Origin of the sequence: Pseudomonas sp. B6(2017) (assembly GCF_002112765.1) — a bacterium.
GTDB lineage: Bacteria > Pseudomonadota > Gammaproteobacteria > Pseudomonadales > Pseudomonadaceae > Aquipseudomonas > Aquipseudomonas piscis.
Genome location: NZ_NEIQ01000005.1, coordinates 17,701 through 34,573 on the forward strand (window position 1 = coordinate 17,701; position 16,873 = coordinate 34,573).

At 62.3% G+C, this 16,873-nt stretch carries 14 protein-coding genes; 1 reads left to right on the forward strand and 13 read right to left on the reverse strand.

The genetic code is table 11. The annotated features are described in order from the left end of the window. Positions 1-42: 42 nt before the first annotated feature. Positions 43-1,155, reverse strand: a complete 1,113-nt coding sequence (locus CAG11_RS09605; RefSeq protein ID WP_022642596.1) for an S-(hydroxymethyl)glutathione dehydrogenase/class III alcohol dehydrogenase — start codon at positions 1,153-1,155, stop codon at positions 43-45. A gap of 106 nt (positions 1,156-1,261) precedes the next feature. On the opposite strand from CAG11_RS09605, the gene CAG11_RS09610 reads away from it, so the two are divergent. Beyond that, a complete protein-coding gene (locus CAG11_RS09610; RefSeq protein WP_022642595.1) occupies positions 1,262-2,161 on the forward strand; it encodes a LysR family transcriptional regulator in 900 nt (299 codons plus the stop codon). 37 nt (positions 2,162-2,198) lie between these two features. Here CAG11_RS09610 and ispD read toward each other — a convergent pair whose 3' ends face one another. The 12 genes from ispD to fabZ form a co-directional block, all read right to left on the reverse strand. Then, positions 2,199-2,906: a 2-C-methyl-D-erythritol 4-phosphate cytidylyltransferase gene (ispD, locus tag CAG11_RS09615; RefSeq protein ID WP_085596145.1), complete on the reverse strand. Its 708-nt coding sequence runs from the start codon at positions 2,904-2,906 to the stop codon at positions 2,199-2,201. Next, positions 2,903-3,181 (reverse strand): cell division protein FtsB, encoded by a 279-nt coding sequence (ftsB, locus tag CAG11_RS09620; RefSeq protein ID WP_022642593.1) that lies wholly within the window; start codon positions 3,179-3,181, stop codon positions 2,903-2,905. The genes ispD and ftsB overlap by 4 nt, the downstream gene beginning before the upstream one ends. A 172-nt stretch (positions 3,182-3,353) precedes the next feature. After that, positions 3,354-4,643 (reverse strand): phosphopyruvate hydratase, encoded by a 1,290-nt coding sequence (eno, locus tag CAG11_RS09625; RefSeq protein WP_022642592.1) that lies wholly within the window; start codon positions 4,641-4,643, stop codon positions 3,354-3,356. A 155-nt stretch (positions 4,644-4,798) separates the two neighbouring features. After that, positions 4,799-5,644 carry a 3-deoxy-8-phosphooctulonate synthase gene (kdsA, locus tag CAG11_RS09630; protein WP_031320992.1) on the reverse strand — a complete coding sequence of 282 codons (846 nt, stop codon included), beginning with the start codon at positions 5,642-5,644 and terminating at the stop codon, positions 4,799-4,801. A gap of 5 nt (positions 5,645-5,649) precedes the next feature. Then, complete coding sequence (locus CAG11_RS09635; RefSeq protein ID WP_031320990.1) at positions 5,650-7,281, reverse strand: CTP synthase; 1,632 nt, start codon at positions 7,279-7,281, stop codon at positions 5,650-5,652. A gap of 274 nt (positions 7,282-7,555) precedes the next feature. Next, entirely contained in the window at positions 7,556-8,872 is a 1,317-nt protein-coding gene (gene tilS, locus CAG11_RS09640) for a tRNA lysidine(34) synthetase TilS (RefSeq protein ID WP_085596352.1), read from the reverse strand. A 132-nt stretch (positions 8,873-9,004) separates the two neighbouring features. Next, positions 9,005-9,952 carry an acetyl-CoA carboxylase carboxyltransferase subunit alpha gene (locus CAG11_RS09645; RefSeq protein WP_022642588.1) on the reverse strand — a complete coding sequence of 316 codons (948 nt, stop codon included), beginning with the start codon at positions 9,950-9,952 and terminating at the stop codon, positions 9,005-9,007. Between the two features lie 137 nt (positions 9,953-10,089). Continuing rightward, entirely contained in the window at positions 10,090-13,617 is a 3,528-nt protein-coding gene (gene dnaE / locus CAG11_RS09650; protein ID WP_085596146.1) for a DNA polymerase III subunit alpha, read from the reverse strand. A 207-nt stretch (positions 13,618-13,824) separates the two neighbouring features. Continuing rightward, a complete protein-coding gene (gene rnhB, locus CAG11_RS09655; protein WP_177409104.1) occupies positions 13,825-14,472 on the reverse strand; it encodes a ribonuclease HII in 648 nt (215 codons plus the stop codon). After that, a complete protein-coding gene (gene lpxB, locus CAG11_RS09660) occupies positions 14,469-15,599 on the reverse strand; it encodes a lipid-A-disaccharide synthase (RefSeq protein ID WP_085596147.1) in 1,131 nt (376 codons plus the stop codon). Before lpxB ends, rnhB begins: the two co-directional genes overlap by 4 nt. A 2-nt stretch (positions 15,600-15,601) precedes the next feature. Then, entirely contained in the window at positions 15,602-16,378 is a 777-nt protein-coding gene (lpxA, locus tag CAG11_RS09665; RefSeq protein ID WP_085596148.1) for an acyl-ACP--UDP-N-acetylglucosamine O-acyltransferase, read from the reverse strand. Continuing rightward, positions 16,375-16,815, reverse strand: coding sequence for a 3-hydroxyacyl-ACP dehydratase FabZ (gene fabZ / locus CAG11_RS09670; protein ID WP_007924058.1), 441 nt, complete (start codon positions 16,813-16,815; stop codon positions 16,375-16,377). Before fabZ ends, lpxA begins: the two co-directional genes overlap by 4 nt. Positions 16,816-16,873: the final 58 nt, after the last annotated feature.

A 16,873-nucleotide genomic window follows, 5' to 3' on the forward strand; every position in this document is an offset into this window, starting at 1 on the left:
GCCCCTACTCGCAGCCTGTGGCTTGCAGTTTGTCGCTGCTCCTTAGAAATGAATGACCGAACGGATGCTCTTGCCTTCGTGCATCAGGTCGAAGGCCTTGTTGATGTCCTCCAATCCCATGGTGTGGGTGATGAAGGTGTCCAGCGGGATCTCGCCCTTCTCGGACATCTCCACATAGCTCGGCAGTTCGCTGCGGCCACGCACGCCGCCGAAGGCCGAACCGCGCCAGACACGGCCGGTCACCAGCTGGAACGGACGGGTGGCGATTTCCTGGCCGGCACCGGCCACGCCGATGATCACCGACTCGCCCCAGCCCTTGTGGCAGCACTCCAGAGCGGCGCGCATCAGTTGCACGTTGCCGATGCACTCGAAGGAGAAGTCCACACCTCCGTCGGTGAGATCGACGATCACTTCCTGGATCGGGCGATCGTAGTCTTTGGGGTTGATGCAATCGGTGGCGCCCAGCTGGCGGGCAATCTCGAACTTGGCCGGGTTGATATCGATGGCGATGATCCGCGAAGCCTTGGCCTTGACTGCGCCGATCACCGCGGACAGGCCAATGCCACCCAGGCCGAAGATCGCCACGGTGTCACCCGGCTTGACCTTGGCGGTATTGAGCACCGCGCCAATACCAGTGGTCACGCCGCAGCCCAGCAGGCAGACCTTCTCCAGCGGTGCATCCTTCTGGATCTTGGCCACGGAGATTTCCGGCAGCACGGTGTACTCGGAGAAGGTCGAGGTGCCCATGTAGTGGAACAGCTGCTGGCCCTTGTAGGAGAAGCGTGTGGTGCCGTCCGGCATCAGGCCCTTGCCCTGGGTGGCACGGATGGCCTGGCAGAGGTTGGTCTTGCCCGACAGGCAGAATTTGCACTGGCCGCATTCGGGGGTGTACAGCGGAATCACGTGGTCACCCACGGCCACCGACGTCACGCCCTCGCCCACCGCTTCCACTACTGCGCCACCTTCATGGCCGAGAATCGACGGGAAGATGCCTTCCGGGTCGGCGCCCGACAGGGTGTAGGCGTCGGTGTGGCAGACACCGGAGGCCACCACCCGCAACAACACCTCGCCAGCCTTGGGCATGGCGACATCGACTTCAACGATCTCGAGGGGTTTCTTGGCCTCGAAGGCTACGGCAGCGCGCGACTTGATCATCCTGGGTCTCCAGCGAATAAAAACGAGACAGGGAGTGTAAAACAGCGCACTACGATGAATAATTCGATCAAAAGCAAAACATTATTGCTGTACAGGGATAATACTCATGAGTGAAAACCGCTGGGAAGGCATCGACGAGTTCGTCGCCGTGGCCGAATGCAGCCAGTTCACCGCTGCCGCAGAACGCCTCGGTGTCTCTTCTTCTCATATCAGCCGGCAGATCGCCCGCCTGGAAGAACGCCTGCAGACTCGCTTGCTGTACCGCAGTACCCGCCGAGTAACCCTGACCGAAGCCGGCCAGACCTTCCTCCAGCATTGCCAGCGCTTGCAGGATGGCCGGGAAGAGGCGTTGCGCGCCGTGGGCGACCTGGCCAGCGAGCCCAAGGGCATGCTGCGCATGACCTGCGCGGTGGCCTACGGCGAGCGCTTCATCGTGCCGCTGGTGACCAGCTTCATGGGCCTGTATCCGCAGTTGCGGGTGGATATCGAATTGAGCAATCGGCCCCTGGACCTGGTGCACGAGGGGCTGGACCTGGCCGTGCGCCTGGGACGCCTGCAAGACTCGCGACTGGTGGCGACCCGCCTGGCTCCCCGGCGCATGTACCTGTGTGCATCGCCGTCGTACCTGGAGCGCTACGGTCGCCCCCATAGCCTTTCGGAGTTGAGCCGCCACAACTGCCTGATCGGCAGTTCGGATATCTGGCAACTGGAACAGGATGGCCGTGAGTTCGCCCAGCGGGTTCAAGGCAACTGGCGCTGCAACAGCGGACAGGCGGTGCTGGATGCGGCATTGCAGGGAGTGGGCCTGTGCCAACTGCCGGACTACTACGTGCTGGAGCATCTGCAGAGCGGCGCGCTGGCCTCACTGCTCGAAGCCCATCAGCCGCCGAACACTGCAGTATGGGCGCTTTACCCGCAACAACGACACTTGTCGCCCAAGGTGCGCAAGCTGGTGGACTATCTCAAGGAAGGCCTGGCCCGGCGCCCGGAGTACCAGGAGCGGTAGCTGCAGGCTTATCGCAGCCTGCGGCTACAGCGGTGGGTCAGCGACGGTTGGCCCAGCGCTGGCGCAACCACTCCAGGTCTTCCGGGCGGGTGACCTTGAGGTTGTCGGAACGCCCTTCGATCAAGCGTGGGGCCTGGCCGGCCCATTCCATGGCCGAGGCCTCGTCGGTGATCGCGACATCAGCCACCAGGCTGTCGGCCAGGGCCCGGTGCAAGGCGCCAAGGCGGAACATCTGCGGGGTATAGGCTTGCCAGATCAGGCTGCGATCCACGGTTTCCAGGACCCGCCCCCGCGAGTCGATACGCTTGAGGGTGTCCCGGGCCGGCACCGCGAGCAGGCCACCCACAGGGTCGTCCGCCAACTCGGCCAGCAGTTTGTCCAGGTCATCCCGGGCGAGGTTAGGTCGCGCGGCATCGTGCACCAGCACCCAATCATCATCCGCAGCGCCTTGGGCATGCAGGTGGAGCAAGGCGTTGAGCACTGAGTCGGAGCGTTCCGCACCGCCGTCGACCCGCTGGATTCGTCCATCCTGGGCACAGGCCAGGGTCGGCCAGTAGGGGTCGTCGGGAGCAACGCTGACCACCAGGCCCTTGAGACCGGGGTGGTCGAGGAAACAGCCAAGGCTGTGTTCGAGAATAGTGCGGCCGCCCAGTTGCAGATACTGCTTGGGACGGTCCGCGGCCATGCGGGCACCAACGCCCGCGGCAGGAATCACGGCCCAGAAGGCCGGCAGCAGATCGCTCATTGGGCCAACTGGTAGAGGGTCTCGCCCTCCTTGACCATGCCCAGTTCATGGCGAGCCCGTTCTTCGACGGTCTCCATGCCCTTCTTCAATTCCATGACTTCCGCATCGAGTACGCGATTGCGCTCCAGCAGGCGCTCGTTTTCAGCCTGCTGGTCGGCAATTTGCTGGGTCAGGTCGGCGACCTGGGCCAAGCTGCCATTTCCCACCCAAAGGCGGTACTGCAAGCCAGCCAGCAGCAAGAGCAAGACCAGGAACAACCAATTGGGACTGCGCATCGAATATCGGGTATCCAGTGAAAAAAGACAGCCATGCCTGCAACTTCGGACCTACTGATAGCACGAAGCCTGGAAAAACCAGGCTTGTGCTCTTAAGGCATCAGATTAGTGGCAAAAAATTCGCTGTAGCGACTTTTCCGACACAATCCGGTGTCTTTTTACCATCTACAGCTTAACCGCGAAACTCGCTGCGGCCGTTGTACTTGGCCTTGCCGTTCAGTTGCTCTTCGATACGCAGCAACTGGTTGTACTTGGATACGCGGTCGGAGCGGCACAGCGAGCCAGTCTTGATCTGGCCAGCCGCGGTACCCACGGCCAGGTCGGCGATGGTGGAGTCTTCGGTTTCACCGGAACGGTGGGAGATCACCGCGGTGTAGCCGGCGGCCTTGGCCATCTGGATGGCTTCCAGGGTTTCGGTCAGGCTGCCGATCTGGTTGAACTTGATCAGGATGGAGTTGGCGATCTTCTTGTCGATGCCTTCCTTCAGGATCTTGGTGTTGGTCACGAACAGGTCGTCACCCACCAGTTGTACCTTGTCGCCGATCTTGTCGGTCAGGATCTTCCAGCCAGCCCAGTCGGACTCGTCCAGGCCATCTTCGATGGAGATGATCGGGTAGCGCTGGGTCAGGCCCTTGAGGTACTCAGCGAAACCTTCGTTGGTGAACACTTGGCCTTCACCAGCCAGGTTGTACTTGCCGTCTTCGTAGAACTCGCTGGCTGCGCAGTCCAGGGCCAGGGTCACATCGGTGCCCAGGGTGTAGCCGGCGTTGGCCACGGCTTCGGAGATCACCTTCAGGGCGTCTTCGTTGGAAGCCAGGTTCGGGGCGAAACCACCTTCGTCACCCACTGCGGTGTTCAGGCCACGGGCCTTCAGCACAGCCTTGAGGTGATGGAAAATCTCGGTACCCATGCGCAGACCTTCCGAGAAGGACTTGGCGCCGACCGGCTGCACCATGAATTCCTGGATGTCGACGTTGTTATCGGCGTGCTCGCCACCGTTGATGATGTTCATCATCGGCACCGGCATCGAGTAGACGCCAGGAGTGCCATTGAGGTTCGCGATGTGCGCGTACAGCGGCAGGTCCTGGTCCTGGGCGGCGGCCTTGGCAGCGGCCAGGGACACGGCCAGGATCGCGTTGGCGCCCAGGTTGGCCTTGTTCTCGGTACCGTCCAGCTTGATCATCGCCTGATCCAGCGCCTTCTGGTCGATTGGGTCTTTACCCAGCAACAGGTCGCGGATCGGACCGTTGATGTTGGCTACCGCCTTGAGCACACCCTTGCCCAGGTAACGGGTCTTGTCGCCATCACGCAGTTCCAGTGCTTCACGGGAACCGGTGGAAGCACCGGACGGAGCGCAGGCGCTGCCGATGATGCCGTTGTCGAGAAGCACGTCCGCTTCGACAGTGGGGTTGCCACGGGAGTCGAGGACTTCACGACCTTTGATGTCGACGATTTTTGCCATTGTTGTAAACACTCCAAAGTTGACGAAAACGACGCAGCTGTAGGAAATCTTCTACCGTCGGCAAGGCGGGGAAAACAGGCAGTCTTGCAGACGATAAGGCTCAGGCCCGAAGGCCCGAGCAATAATCGTGCGGTACTTTACCGGAGAAACTGGTCTTACGCGGTTTCTACCGTCGGAAAACTCTTGACCAGTTCGTCCAGGGCCTTGAGCTGGGACAGGAACGGTTCGAGCTTGTCCAGGCGCAGTGCGCAAGGACCGTCGCACTTGGCATTGTCCGGATCAGGATGGGCTTCCAGGAACAGGCCGGCCAGGGACTGGCTCATGCCCGCCTTGGCCAGGTCGGTGACCTGGGCGCGGCGACCACCGGCCGAGTCGGCCCGGCCGCCCGGCATCTGCAGGGCGTGGGTCACATCGAAGAACACCGGATACTCGAACTGCTTCATGATGCCGAAGCCGAGCATGTCCACTACCAGGTTGTTGTAGCCGAAGCTGGAACCACGCTCGCAGAGGATCAACTGGTCATTACCGGCTTCCACGCATTTGTTCAGGATGTGCTTCATTTCCTGGGGCGCGAGGAACTGGGCTTTCTTGATGTTGATCACTGCGCCGGTCTTGGCCATCGCCACGACCAGGTCGGTCTGGCGCGACAGGAAGGCCGGCAGCTGGATGATGTCGCATACCTTGGCCACCGGTTCGCACTGGTAGGGCTCGTGCACGTCGGTGATCACCGGCACGTTGAAGGTCCGCTTGATCTCCTCGAAGATCTTCAGCCCTTCCTCCATGCCTGGACCACGGTACGAGGTCACCGACGAACGGTTGGCCTTGTCGAAGCTGGCCTTGAACACATAGGGGATACCGAGCTTCTCGGTAACCCGTACGTACTCTTCGCAGACCTTCAGCGCCATGTCGCGGCTTTCCAGCACGTTCATGCCGCCGAACAGCACCATCGGCTTGTCGTTGGCGATTTCGATGTTGCCTACGCGGATGATCTTCTGCGCCATCAGGTTCACGCCTTCTTCTGGTGTTGAGCCAGTGCCGCCTTGACGAAACCGCTGAACAGCGGGTGACCGTCACGTGGAGTGGAGGTGAACTCGGGGTGGAACTGGCAAGCCACGAACCATGGATGATCCTGGCTCTCGACCACTTCCACCAGCGCGCCGTCTTCGGAACGACCGGACACCAGCAGGCCGGCCTCCATCAGTTGCGGCAGCAGGTTGTTGTTCACTTCGTAGCGATGACGGTGACGCTCGGTGATCACGTCGCTGCCGTAGCAGTCGTGGACCTTGGAGCCCGCGACGATCTGGCAATCCTGGGCGCCCAGGCGCATGGTACCGCCCAGGTCCGAAGCTTCGGTACGAGTCTCGACCGCGCCGGTGGAATCGGCCCACTCGGTGATCAGGCCCACGACCGGATGGCCGCTGGTGCGATCGAACTCGGTGGAGTTGGCGTCTTTCCAGCCCATGACGTTACGAGCGAACTCGATGACCGCCACTTGCATGCCGAGGCAGATACCCAGGTACGGGACCTTGTTCTCACGGGCGTATTGCACCGCGGTGATCTTGCCTTCCACACCGCGCAGGCCGAAACCGCCTGGAACCAGGATGGCGTCGGCGCCTTCCAGCAGGCCGGTGCCCTGGTTCTCGATGTCTTCGGAGTCGATGTAGCGCAGGTTGACCTTGGTACGGTTCTGGATGCCGGCGTGGCTCATCGCTTCGATCAGCGACTTGTACGCGTCCAGCAGCTCCATGTATTTGCCGACCATGGCGATGGTGACTTCTTTCTCGGGGTTCAGCTTGGCGTCCACGACCTTGTCCCACTCGGACAGGTCGGCGCTGCTGCACTGCAGGCCGAAACGCTCGACGACGAAATCGTCCAGGCCCTGGGCATGCAGCACACCCGGGATCTTGTAGATGGTGTCGACGTCTTCCAGGGAGATCACCGCACGCTCTTCAACGTTGGTGAACAGGGCGATCTTGCGACGCGACGAGGCGTCCACCGGATGGTCGGAACGGCAGATCAGCACGTCAGGCTGCAGGCCGATGGAGCGCAGTTCCTTCACCGAGTGCTGGGTCGGCTTGGTCTTGGTCTCGCCAGCGGTGGCGATGTAAGGAACCAGGGTCAGGTGCATCAGCATCGCCCGCTTGGAGCCGACTTCGACGCGCAGTTGGCGAATGGCCTCGAGGAACGGTTGCGACTCGATGTCACCCACGGTGCCGCCGATTTCGACCAGGGCCACGTCGGCATCGCCGGCGCCCTTGATGATACGGCGCTTGATTTCGTCGGTGATGTGCGGGATCACCTGGATAGTGGCACCCAGGTAGTCACCACGGCGCTCTTTGCGCAGCACGTGCTCGTAGACACGACCGGTGGTGAAGTTGTTGTTCTGGGTCATGGTCGTGCGGATGAACCGCTCGTAGTGGCCCAGGTCCAGGTCGGTCTCGGCGCCATCATGGGTGACGAATACTTCACCGTGCTGGAACGGGCTCATGGTGCCCGGGTCGACGTTGATGTACGGGTCCAGCTTGAGCATGGTGACCTTGAGCCCCCGCGCCTCCAGGATGGCCGCCAATGAAGCCGAGGCAATGCCTTTCCCCAATGAAGAAACAACACCGCCCGTGACGAATATGTAGCGCGTCATGAAAAACCCTAGAAGTCTGCGTTAAAGCGGTCAGTGCCGCCGGGGAAAGCGAAGGAAGGCCGAAGCCCCCGATCACCTGCATTAATCACAGTGCATGTTTCAAAAAAACCGCCGCGTTGTGACAGACCGGATGCAAAAACACCGGTACGTTGCTCGCTACACATTTTTTGGAATCGCCCAGCAAAGACTGCTTGGTAATCGGCAACTCCTGCAATTCAGGCGAATCCACAGAAGTTGTATCAAGAAGGGAGCGTAGTCTACCGGAAAGCCCCTTTCAGCTCAAACCTTGATCGCTGGTCGGTGGTCGCCAATGCAATTGCCAGGCGCCCCGGGCGTTTGTGCCGGCCATTGGCAGGTTCGCCACGGCCAACAGTTGTTCCTGGCGATATAGCAGCGGCAATCTGCCACGGACGAAAGCCGGCACCCCGGCCTCGTTCAACAGCCGCTTGAGATCGCGATGGCCGCGATCGACCAGGTGCATCACCTCGCCGCCAAGACGATATCGGATGCTCAGCGGGCCATCGGGCACCGAGCCGCTGAAAGCCACATGGCCGTTATCCGGCAAGCACAGCGGTTGCTGCGGATCGTGCCACTCAGCTCCCTGCCCGACCGGCCGCAGCCAGGCTCCGGACAACCACCACAGGTACGCCCCCCTACGATGCAGCTCGCCATCGGCCAGGCGCCAGATCGGCAGGGCTGCATCCTTGGCATCGCGCAGGTTTTCCCAACCCGCCCAGTGATCGGTGTCCGGCAAGCGAGTGAACCTGGCCAACCAATGGCTGAGGGCGTTGCGCTGGCGCGCAGCGGATAACTCTCGCAGGGGCGCCAAGGCCAGGGTTGGCAAGGGCAGCCAGGGCGGGTTCCGGTCCTGTTCGGCGGCGCGCAGATCCATCGAAGCCAGCTCGCCGAGCAAGCCCTGGGCCTCACCAAGATGCGCGGCACTGCGAGCGATACTGGCCGCGGCCTGGGGCCAGCGCGACTGCAACACCGGCATGACCTGGTGTCGCAGGTAATTACGCGAATAGTGGTGATCGCTATTGGAAGGGTCATCGACCCAGTCCAGCCGATGCTCGGCGGCATAACGTTCCAGCTCGGCGCGAGGCACGTCAAGCAAGGGTCGTAGCAAATGCCCACGCCCCAGGGGACGGCACTGGGGCATCGCCGCCAAACCCCGCACCCCGGCACCGCGCAATAGGCGAAACAGCAGGGTTTCCGCCTGGTCGTCACGATGCTGGGCCAGCAGCAACAGCTCGTCGCTCGCCAGCGACTGCTCGAAGATGCTGTAGCGCGCATCCCGGGCGGCGCGTTCGAGGCTGGCGCCAGCCGGCACCTGGACCCTGGCTACCTGCAGCGGCACGCCCAGGGCATCGCAGACTTGCTGACAGTACTGCGGCCAGGCATCCGCCGCCTGTTGCAGGCCATGATGGACGTGAATCGCCGAAAGCGCCGGGAGGCAATGCTGGCGCGCCAGATTGGCAAGCAGGTGCAGCAGGACGGTGGAGTCCAGCCCCCCGGAGAAGGCCACGCGCCACGCGCTGGCCTGGCGCCAGGGAGCCAGGATTTGCAGCAAAGAGTCGGCGAGAGGAGTCATGCGTTCAGGACCTGCAGCAGCGATCAGCTGGCCTTGCGGTTGCCCCAGAATGAACAAGACGCCGTGATCGGAACGATCGACGGCGCCAGGTTCGCGAGCTGGCCTGCTCCGGTAAGCCGGAGCGGCGGGCGGTCAGAGACCGTAGCTCATCAGGCGGTCATAACGACGGGCCAGCAGGGTGTCGTTATCCATTTCCTTGAGCATCGCCAGTTGCGAGCTGAGCTCGGCACGAATCAGCGCGGAAGCGGCGGCCGGATCGCGGTGGGCGCCGCCCAGCGGCTCGGCGATGACTTTGTCGACGATCCCCAGGCCCTTGAGGCGCTCGGCGGTGATACCCATGGCTTCGGCGGCGTCGGCGGCCTTTTCCGCGGTTTTCCACAGGATCGAGGCGCAACCTTCCGGCGAGATCACCGCATAGGTGGAGTACTGCAGCATGTTCAGCTGGTCGCACACGCCAATGGCCAGGGCGCCGCCCGAACCACCCTCACCGATCACGGTGGCGATGATCGGGGTCTTCAGGCGTGCCATGACCCGCAGGTTCCAGGCAATGGCTTCGCTCTGGTTGCGCTCTTCGGCGTCGATGCCCGGGTAGGCGCCCGGGGTGTCGATGAAGGTCAGGATCGGCATCTTGAAGCGTTCGGCCATTTCCATCAGGCGGCAGGCCTTGCGGTAGCCTTCCGGACGCGGCATGCCGAAGTTGCGGCGAACCTTCTCGCGCACTTCGCGGCCCTTCTGGTGGCCGATGATCATCACGGGTTGCTCGTCCAGACGAGCGACGCCGCCCACGATCGCCGCGTCATCGGAGAAGTGGCGATCGCCATGCAGCTCGTCGAACTCGGTGAAGATGTGCTGGATGTAGTCCAGGGTGTAAGGACGACGCGGGTGACGCGCCAGACGAGCGATCTGCCAGCTGGTGAGCTTGCCGAAGATATCCTCGGTCAAGGTCTTGCTCTTGTCCTGCAGGCGGGAGATCTCATCGCCGATATTCAGCGAATTGTCATTACCGACCAAGCGCAACTCTTCGATCTTGGCTTGCAGGTCGGCGATCGGCTGTTCGAAATCAAGAAAATTCGGGTTCATAGGCGTCCGTCTGGGCTCGACATCCAGGAAAGCTGGGGCCGGCCGGTTGTCTGTTCGCGCCCTACCTTAAGGGACGGGCGCGATGAGGTCGATAGTAAAGTCAAGTGACGACAAGGCGTAATGCTGGCGCCTGACCGTCAACGGTATTGCAGGAAGACGTTGTCTTTGCCGAACTGGTCACGCAGGGCCTGAATCAAGCTGTCCGCCGGATCGATGCGCCAGGCCTCGCCGAACTGCAGCAGGGTCTTGGCATCGTCGCGACTGTACTCCATGGAAATCGGGCACGCGCCGCGGTGGCGCTTGAGCAGATCGCCCAGCCAGCGTAGCTGATCGCCCTTGAGCGCATCGCTGTGGACTTTCAAGCGCAGGCTTTCGGCCAAGTTGGTCCGCGCATCCTCCATGCTCATCACTCGCTTGACCCGCAGGCGCAGGCCGCCGGAGAAGTCATCGTTGCTGACCTCGCCCTCCACCACCACCATGGCGTCGGTCTGCAACAGGGCCTGGGCAGCCATGAAAGAGTCGGCGAACAACGAGGCCTCGATCCGCCCGGAGCGGTCGTCGAGGGTGATGAAACCCATCTTGTCGCCCTTCTTGTTCTTCATCACCCGCAGGGCAATGATCATCCCGGCCACGGTCTGGGTGTCGCGCGCCGGCTTCAGATCGATGATGCGCTGGCGGGCGAAACGACGAATCTCGCCCTCGTACTCATCGATGGGGTGGCCGGTCAGGTACAGGCCCAGGGTGTCCTTCTCGCCCCGCAGGCGTTCCTTGAGCGTCAGTTCACGAGCCTTGCGGTGGTTGCCATAGACGTCCGCATCCTCCTCGACGAACAACCCGCCGAACAGGTCGGCGTGGCCGCTATCGGCGGTCCGGGCGGTCTGTTCGGCCGCCTTGATCGCCTCTTCCAGGGCCGACAGCAATACGGCGCGGTTGCGGTCGATATTGGCCTGGTAGGCCTTGAGCTCGTCATGGAAGTAAGGCCCCAGGCGGTCCAGGGCGCCACTGCGGATCAGCGCATCCAGGGTGCGCTTGTTGATGCGCTTGAGGTCGACCCGGCTGCAGAAGTCGAACAGGTCCTTGAACGGGCCGCCTTCGGCCCGGGCCTCGACGATCGCTTCCACCGGGCCTTCGCCCACGCCCTTGATCGCCCCCAGGCCATAGACGATGCGGCCATCGTCGTTGACCGTGAACTTGAAGTCGGAGCTGTTCACGTCCGGCGCATCGAGGCGCAGCTTCATGCTGCGTACTTCCTCGATCAGCACCACCACCTTGTCGGTGTTGTGCATATCCGCCGACAGTACCGCAGCCATGAAAGGCGCCGGGTAGTGGGTCTTGAGCCAGGCGGTCTGGTAGGACACTAGCCCATAGGCCGCCGAGTGGGATTTGTTGAAGCCGTAACCGGCGAACTTTTCCACCAGGTCGAAGATGTTACCGGCCAGGTCCGCTTCGATATTGTTGGCAACGCAACCCTCGATGAAACCACCGCGCTGCTTGGCCATCTCCTCGGGTTTCTTCTTACCCATGGCCCGGCGCAGCATGTCCGCACCACCCAGGGTGTAGCCGGCCATGACCTGGGCGATCTGCATCACCTGTTCCTGGTACAGGATGATGCCGTAGGTCGGCGCCAGCACAGGCTTGAGGCCTTCGTACTGATAGTCCGAGTGCGGATACGCCAGCTCGGCACGGCCGTGCTTGCGGTTGATGAAGTCGTCCACCATGCCCGATTGCAGCGGGCCCGGGCGGAACAGCGCCACCAGTGCGATGAGGTCTTCCAGGCAGTCGGGCTTGAGCTTCTTGATCAGCTCCTTCATGCCGCGGGATTCGAGCTGGAACACGGCCGTGGTCTCGGCCTTCTGCAACAGCTCGTAGGTTTTCTTGTCATCCAGCGGGATGAAGTCGATGTTGACGTCGGGCAGGTTGTTCTTGGCCTGCTCGCGGTTGATGGTCTCCATCGCCCACTTGATGATGGTCAGGGTCCGCAGGCCCAGGAAGTCGAACTTCACCAGGCCCGCCGCCTCGACATCGTCCTTGTCGAACTGGGTCACCAGGCCGCCGCCCTCTTCGTCACAGGCGATCGGCGAGAAGTCGGTGAGCTTGGTCGGCGCGATCACCACGCCACCGGCGTGCTTGCCAGTGCCGCGGGTGACCCCTTCGAGCTTCAAGGCCATGTCCCAGATTTCGCGGCCATCCTCATCGGTCTTGAGGAAGTCGCGCAGCATCTCCTCCTGCTCGTAGGCCTTCTCCAGGGTCATGCCGACCTCGAAGGGGATCATCTTCGACAGGCGGTCGGCCAGGCCGTAGGACTTGCCTTGCACCCGCGCCACGTCGCGCACCACCGCCTTGGCGGCCATGGTACCGAAGGTGATGATCTGGCTTACCGCGTTACGCCCGTAGGCCTCGGCCACGTAGTCGATCACCCGGTCACGACCGTCCATGCAGAAGTCGACGTCGAAGTCGGGCATGGAAATACGTTCGGGGTTGAGGAAACGTTCGAACAGCAGGTCATAGGCCAGCGGATCGAGGTCGGTGATCTTCAGCACATAGGCCACCAGGGAACCGGCACCCGACCCCCGGCCCGGACCGACGGGGACGCCGTTGTTCTTGGCCCACTTGATGAAGTCCATAACGATCAGGAAGTAACCGGGGAAGCCCATCTGGATGATGATATCCAGCTCGAACTTCAGGCGATCCAGGTAGACCTGGCGCTTCTCTTCATAGTTGGGCGTGGTGTCCTTGGGCCAGAGCACCGCCAGGCGCTCCTCCAGCCCCTCATGGGACACATGGCGCAGGTAATCATCGATACCCATGCCGTTGGGCGTCGGGAAGTCAGGGAGGAAGTACTTGCCCAACTGCACCGTGATATTGCAGCGTTTGGCAATCTCCACGGTGTTTTCCAGCGCCTCGGGCAGGTCGCTGAACAGCTCGGCCATCTCCTGGGCACTCTTGAGGTACTGCTGGTCGCTGTAGTTCTTCGAGCGGCGCGGATCGTCCAGGGCGCGGCCTTCGCCGATGCAAACCCGAGTCTCGTGGGCCTCGAAGTCGTCCTGCTTGATGAAGCGCACATCGTTGGTCGCCACCAACGGCGCACCGATCTTGTCGGCCAGGGCCACCGCACCATGCAGTTGCTCTTCGTCGTTGGGGCGATTGGTACGCTGGACTTCCAGGTAGAAGCGATCCGGGAACACTCCCATCCACTCCAGGGCCAGGGCCTCGGCCAGCGCAAGATCGCCCGCCACCAGGGCCATGCCGATCTCCCCCTCCTTGGCCGCCGAGAGCATGATCAGGCCTTCGGCAGCCTGCACCACCCAATCGCGCTCGATGATAGTCAGCCCGTTGCGCTGGCCTTCGGTAAAGCCACGGGAGATCAGCTCGGTGAGGTTGCGATAGCCCACGGCATTCATCGCCAGCAGGCTGATGCGACTCAGGGGGCCGTCCGCATCGTCCTTGTTCGCCAGCCACAGGTCGGCACCGCAGATCGGCTTGATCCCGGCGCCCATGCTGGTCTTGTAGAACTTGACCAGGGAGCACATGTTGCTCTGGTCGGTAACCGCTACCGCCGGCATGCCCATGCCGGTCAGGGCCTTGACCAGCGGTTTGATCCGCACCAGACCGTCGACCAGGGAAAATTCAGTGTGCAGGCGCAGGTGAACGAATGAAGCCGGCATAGTGATCCTGTAAATAGCGCGAAAACAACGAGGCCCGGACATCGGGCGATTTAAAGACTCGAACTCGGCGTTACAGCGCAAGGCAGCCAAGGCCTGCGCGCGGCGACCATCGATAGTGGTTCATCGCCACTGCAGGCAGGCCATTGCCGTCGTTCGTGGAGCTTTAAAGCAGCCGGATTGTACCGGGCCTTGGTTAAAACATCAGCCTCAAGACTGAACCAGGCCCAGCGCTTCACGCGCTTCATAGGCCAGGCGTACCGGCGCGAAAGAGCGCCGGTGGATCGGGGTCGGGCCCAGGCGCGCCAGGGCTTCCAGGTGGACTGGAGTCGGATACCCCTTGTGCCCGCCGATACCGTAACCGGGATAGATGAGCTCGAAGGCGGCCATCTCGCGGTCGCGGCTGACCTTGGCCAGGATCGACGCCGCGGCGATCGCCGGAACCTTGCTATCACCCTTGACCACCGCTTCGGCCGGCACCGCCAGCTTGGGGCAGCGGTTACCATCGATCATCGCCAGCCTCGGGGTCACGCTCAAGCCTTCCACCGCCCGCTGCATGGCCAGCATGGTGGCGTGCAAGATGTTCAGCTCGTCGATCTCCTGGACTTCCGCCCGGGCGATGCACCAGCTCAGGGCCTTCTCGCAGATCTCGTCGAACAGCTGTTCGCGACGGGCCTCGGTGAGTTTCTTGGAATCGTTCAGGCCGAGGATCGGCCGGTTCGGATCGAGAATCACCGCAGCGGTGACCACCGCACCGCACAAGGGGCCACGGCCGACCTCGTCGACACCCGCCACCAGGTCGCCAGCATCGGCCACCAGGGTGAAGTCCAGGCCCATCTGCTTCTTGGAGTTGCTCATTGGGCTTTACCTATCAGTTCCAGCACCGCCTGGGCGGCCTGGTTGGATGCGTCGCGACGCAAGGTGCGATGGATCTGGTCGAAACCGCTGGTCTGCTCCTCGCCACCCTCGATCAGCGGCGACAGGGTCTTGGCCAGGGCCTCGGCAGTCGCGGCATCCTGCAGCAACTCGGGCACCAGCAAGCGCTGGGCCAACAGGTTGGGCAGGGAAATATACGGACTCTTGACCATGCGCTTGAGAATCCAGAACGTCAGCGGCGCCAGGCGGTAGGCCACCACCATTGGCCGCTTGTACAACAGGGCTTCCAGGGTCGCCGTACCCGAGGCGATCAATACCGCGTCGCAGGCCGCCAGTGCTTTATGCGACTGGCCATCGAGCAAGGTCAGCGGCAGGTCGCGACCGGCCAGCAGCTCTTCCACCTGGGCTCGCCGCTGCGCATTGGCGCAAGGCAGGATGAAACGCACACCCGGGCGCATGGCCCGCAAGCACTCGGCGGCATCCAGGAACAGGCCGCCCAGGCGTCCTACTTCGCCGCCACGACTGCCTGGCATCAGCGCCACCAGCGGGCCCTCGGGCAAACCGAGCTCGGCGCGAGCCGCTGCTCGATCAGCTTGCAAGGGGATGGCATCGGCCAGGGAGTGGCCGACGAACTTCACCGGAACGCCCTTTTCCTCGTAGAACCTGGCTTCGAAAGGAAACAGGGTCAGCATCAGGTCGCAGCCTTCGCGGATCTTCAGCACACGCTTCTGGCGCCAGGCCCATACCGATGGACTGACGTAGTGCACGGTCTTGATCCCGGCCTGGCGCAACTTGAGCTCGATATTCAGGGTGAAGTCCGGGGCATCGATACCGATGAATACATCCGGCTTCTCGGCGATCAGGGTCTGCACCAGCTTCTTGCGTCGGGCCAGCAGCTCACGCAGGCGCCCGAGAACCTCGACCAGCCCCATGACCGCCAGGCGCTCCATGGGAAAGTAGGAGACCAGGCCCTCGGCCTCCATCAATGGCCCACCGACACCGATGAACTCCACCGCCGGATGCTGGGCCTTGAGGGCGCGCATCAGACCGGCGCCAAGAATGTCGCCGGAGGCTTCGCCAGCCACCAGCGCAATACGCAGAGTGTTCATGATTAGCGGGTGATGCCGCGGGTCGAAGACTGGATCGAGTCGCGAAACAGTGCGACTTCAGGATACTGCTCGGCGGCTTCGGCCAATTCGGCCAGGGCCTGGTCTACCGTCAGCCCCTGGCGATAGACCACCTTGTAGGCTCGGCGCAGGGCGTGGATCGAATCATCGCTGAAACCACGACGGCGCATGCCTTCGAAGTTCATGCTACGAGCTTCGGCAGGGTTGCCGAACACGGTGACGAACGCCGGGACATCCTTGCCGATGGCGGTACCCATGCCGGAAAAACTGTGGGCACCGATGTGGCAGTACTGATGCACCAGGGTGAAACCGGAAAGAATCGCCCAGTCATCCACATGCACGTGGCCGGCCAACGCGGTGTTGTTGACCAGGATGCAATGGTTGCCGATCACACTGTCGTGGCCGATATGGGCATAGGCCATGATCAGGTTATGGTCGCCCAGGGTGGTCTCGCAACGGTCCTGGATGGTGCCACGGTGAATGGTCACGCCTTCGCGGATCACATTGTGATCACCGATTAACAGGCGGGTTTCTTCACCCTTGTATTTCAGATCGGGCGTGTCTTCGCCTACCGAGGAAAACTGGTAGATGCGGTTGTGCTTGCCGATCCGGGTCGGGCCCTTGAGGATCACATGGGGCCCGATCACTGTACCCTCGCCGATTTCCACACCAGCGCCGACGATCGACCACGGGCCAACCTCAACGTCGTCGGCCAGGACGGCCGTCGGATCGATGATTGCGCGAGGGTCAATCAAACTCATAGTTTGCGTTCCGCGCAGATGATCTCGGCGGAGCACACTGGCTTGCCGTCGACCGATGCCTGGCACTCGAACTTCCAGATCTGGCGCTTGCAACTGATGAACTTGGCTTCAAGGATCAGTTGGTCGCCCGGCAGCACCGGCTGGCGGAAGCGCAGCTTGTCGGAGCCGACGAAGTAGTAGAGGGTGCCGTCGGCAGGCTTCACGTCGAGCATCTTGAAACCCAGAATGCCCGCAGCCTGGGCCATGGCTTCGATGATCAGCACGCCTGGCATGATCGGATGCGCAGGGAAGTGGCCATTGAAGAACGGCTCGTTGATGCTGACATTCTTGTAGGCACGAATGCACTTGCCCTCGACATCCAGATCCACCACCCGATCCACTAGCAGGAAAGGGTAACGGTGAGGCAAGTATTCGCGAATCTCGTTGATGTCCATCATTTCGGGGGGAAGCCTGTAGTAAAGATTGGGAGCATGCGGTCAACGCACGCCCCTCTAG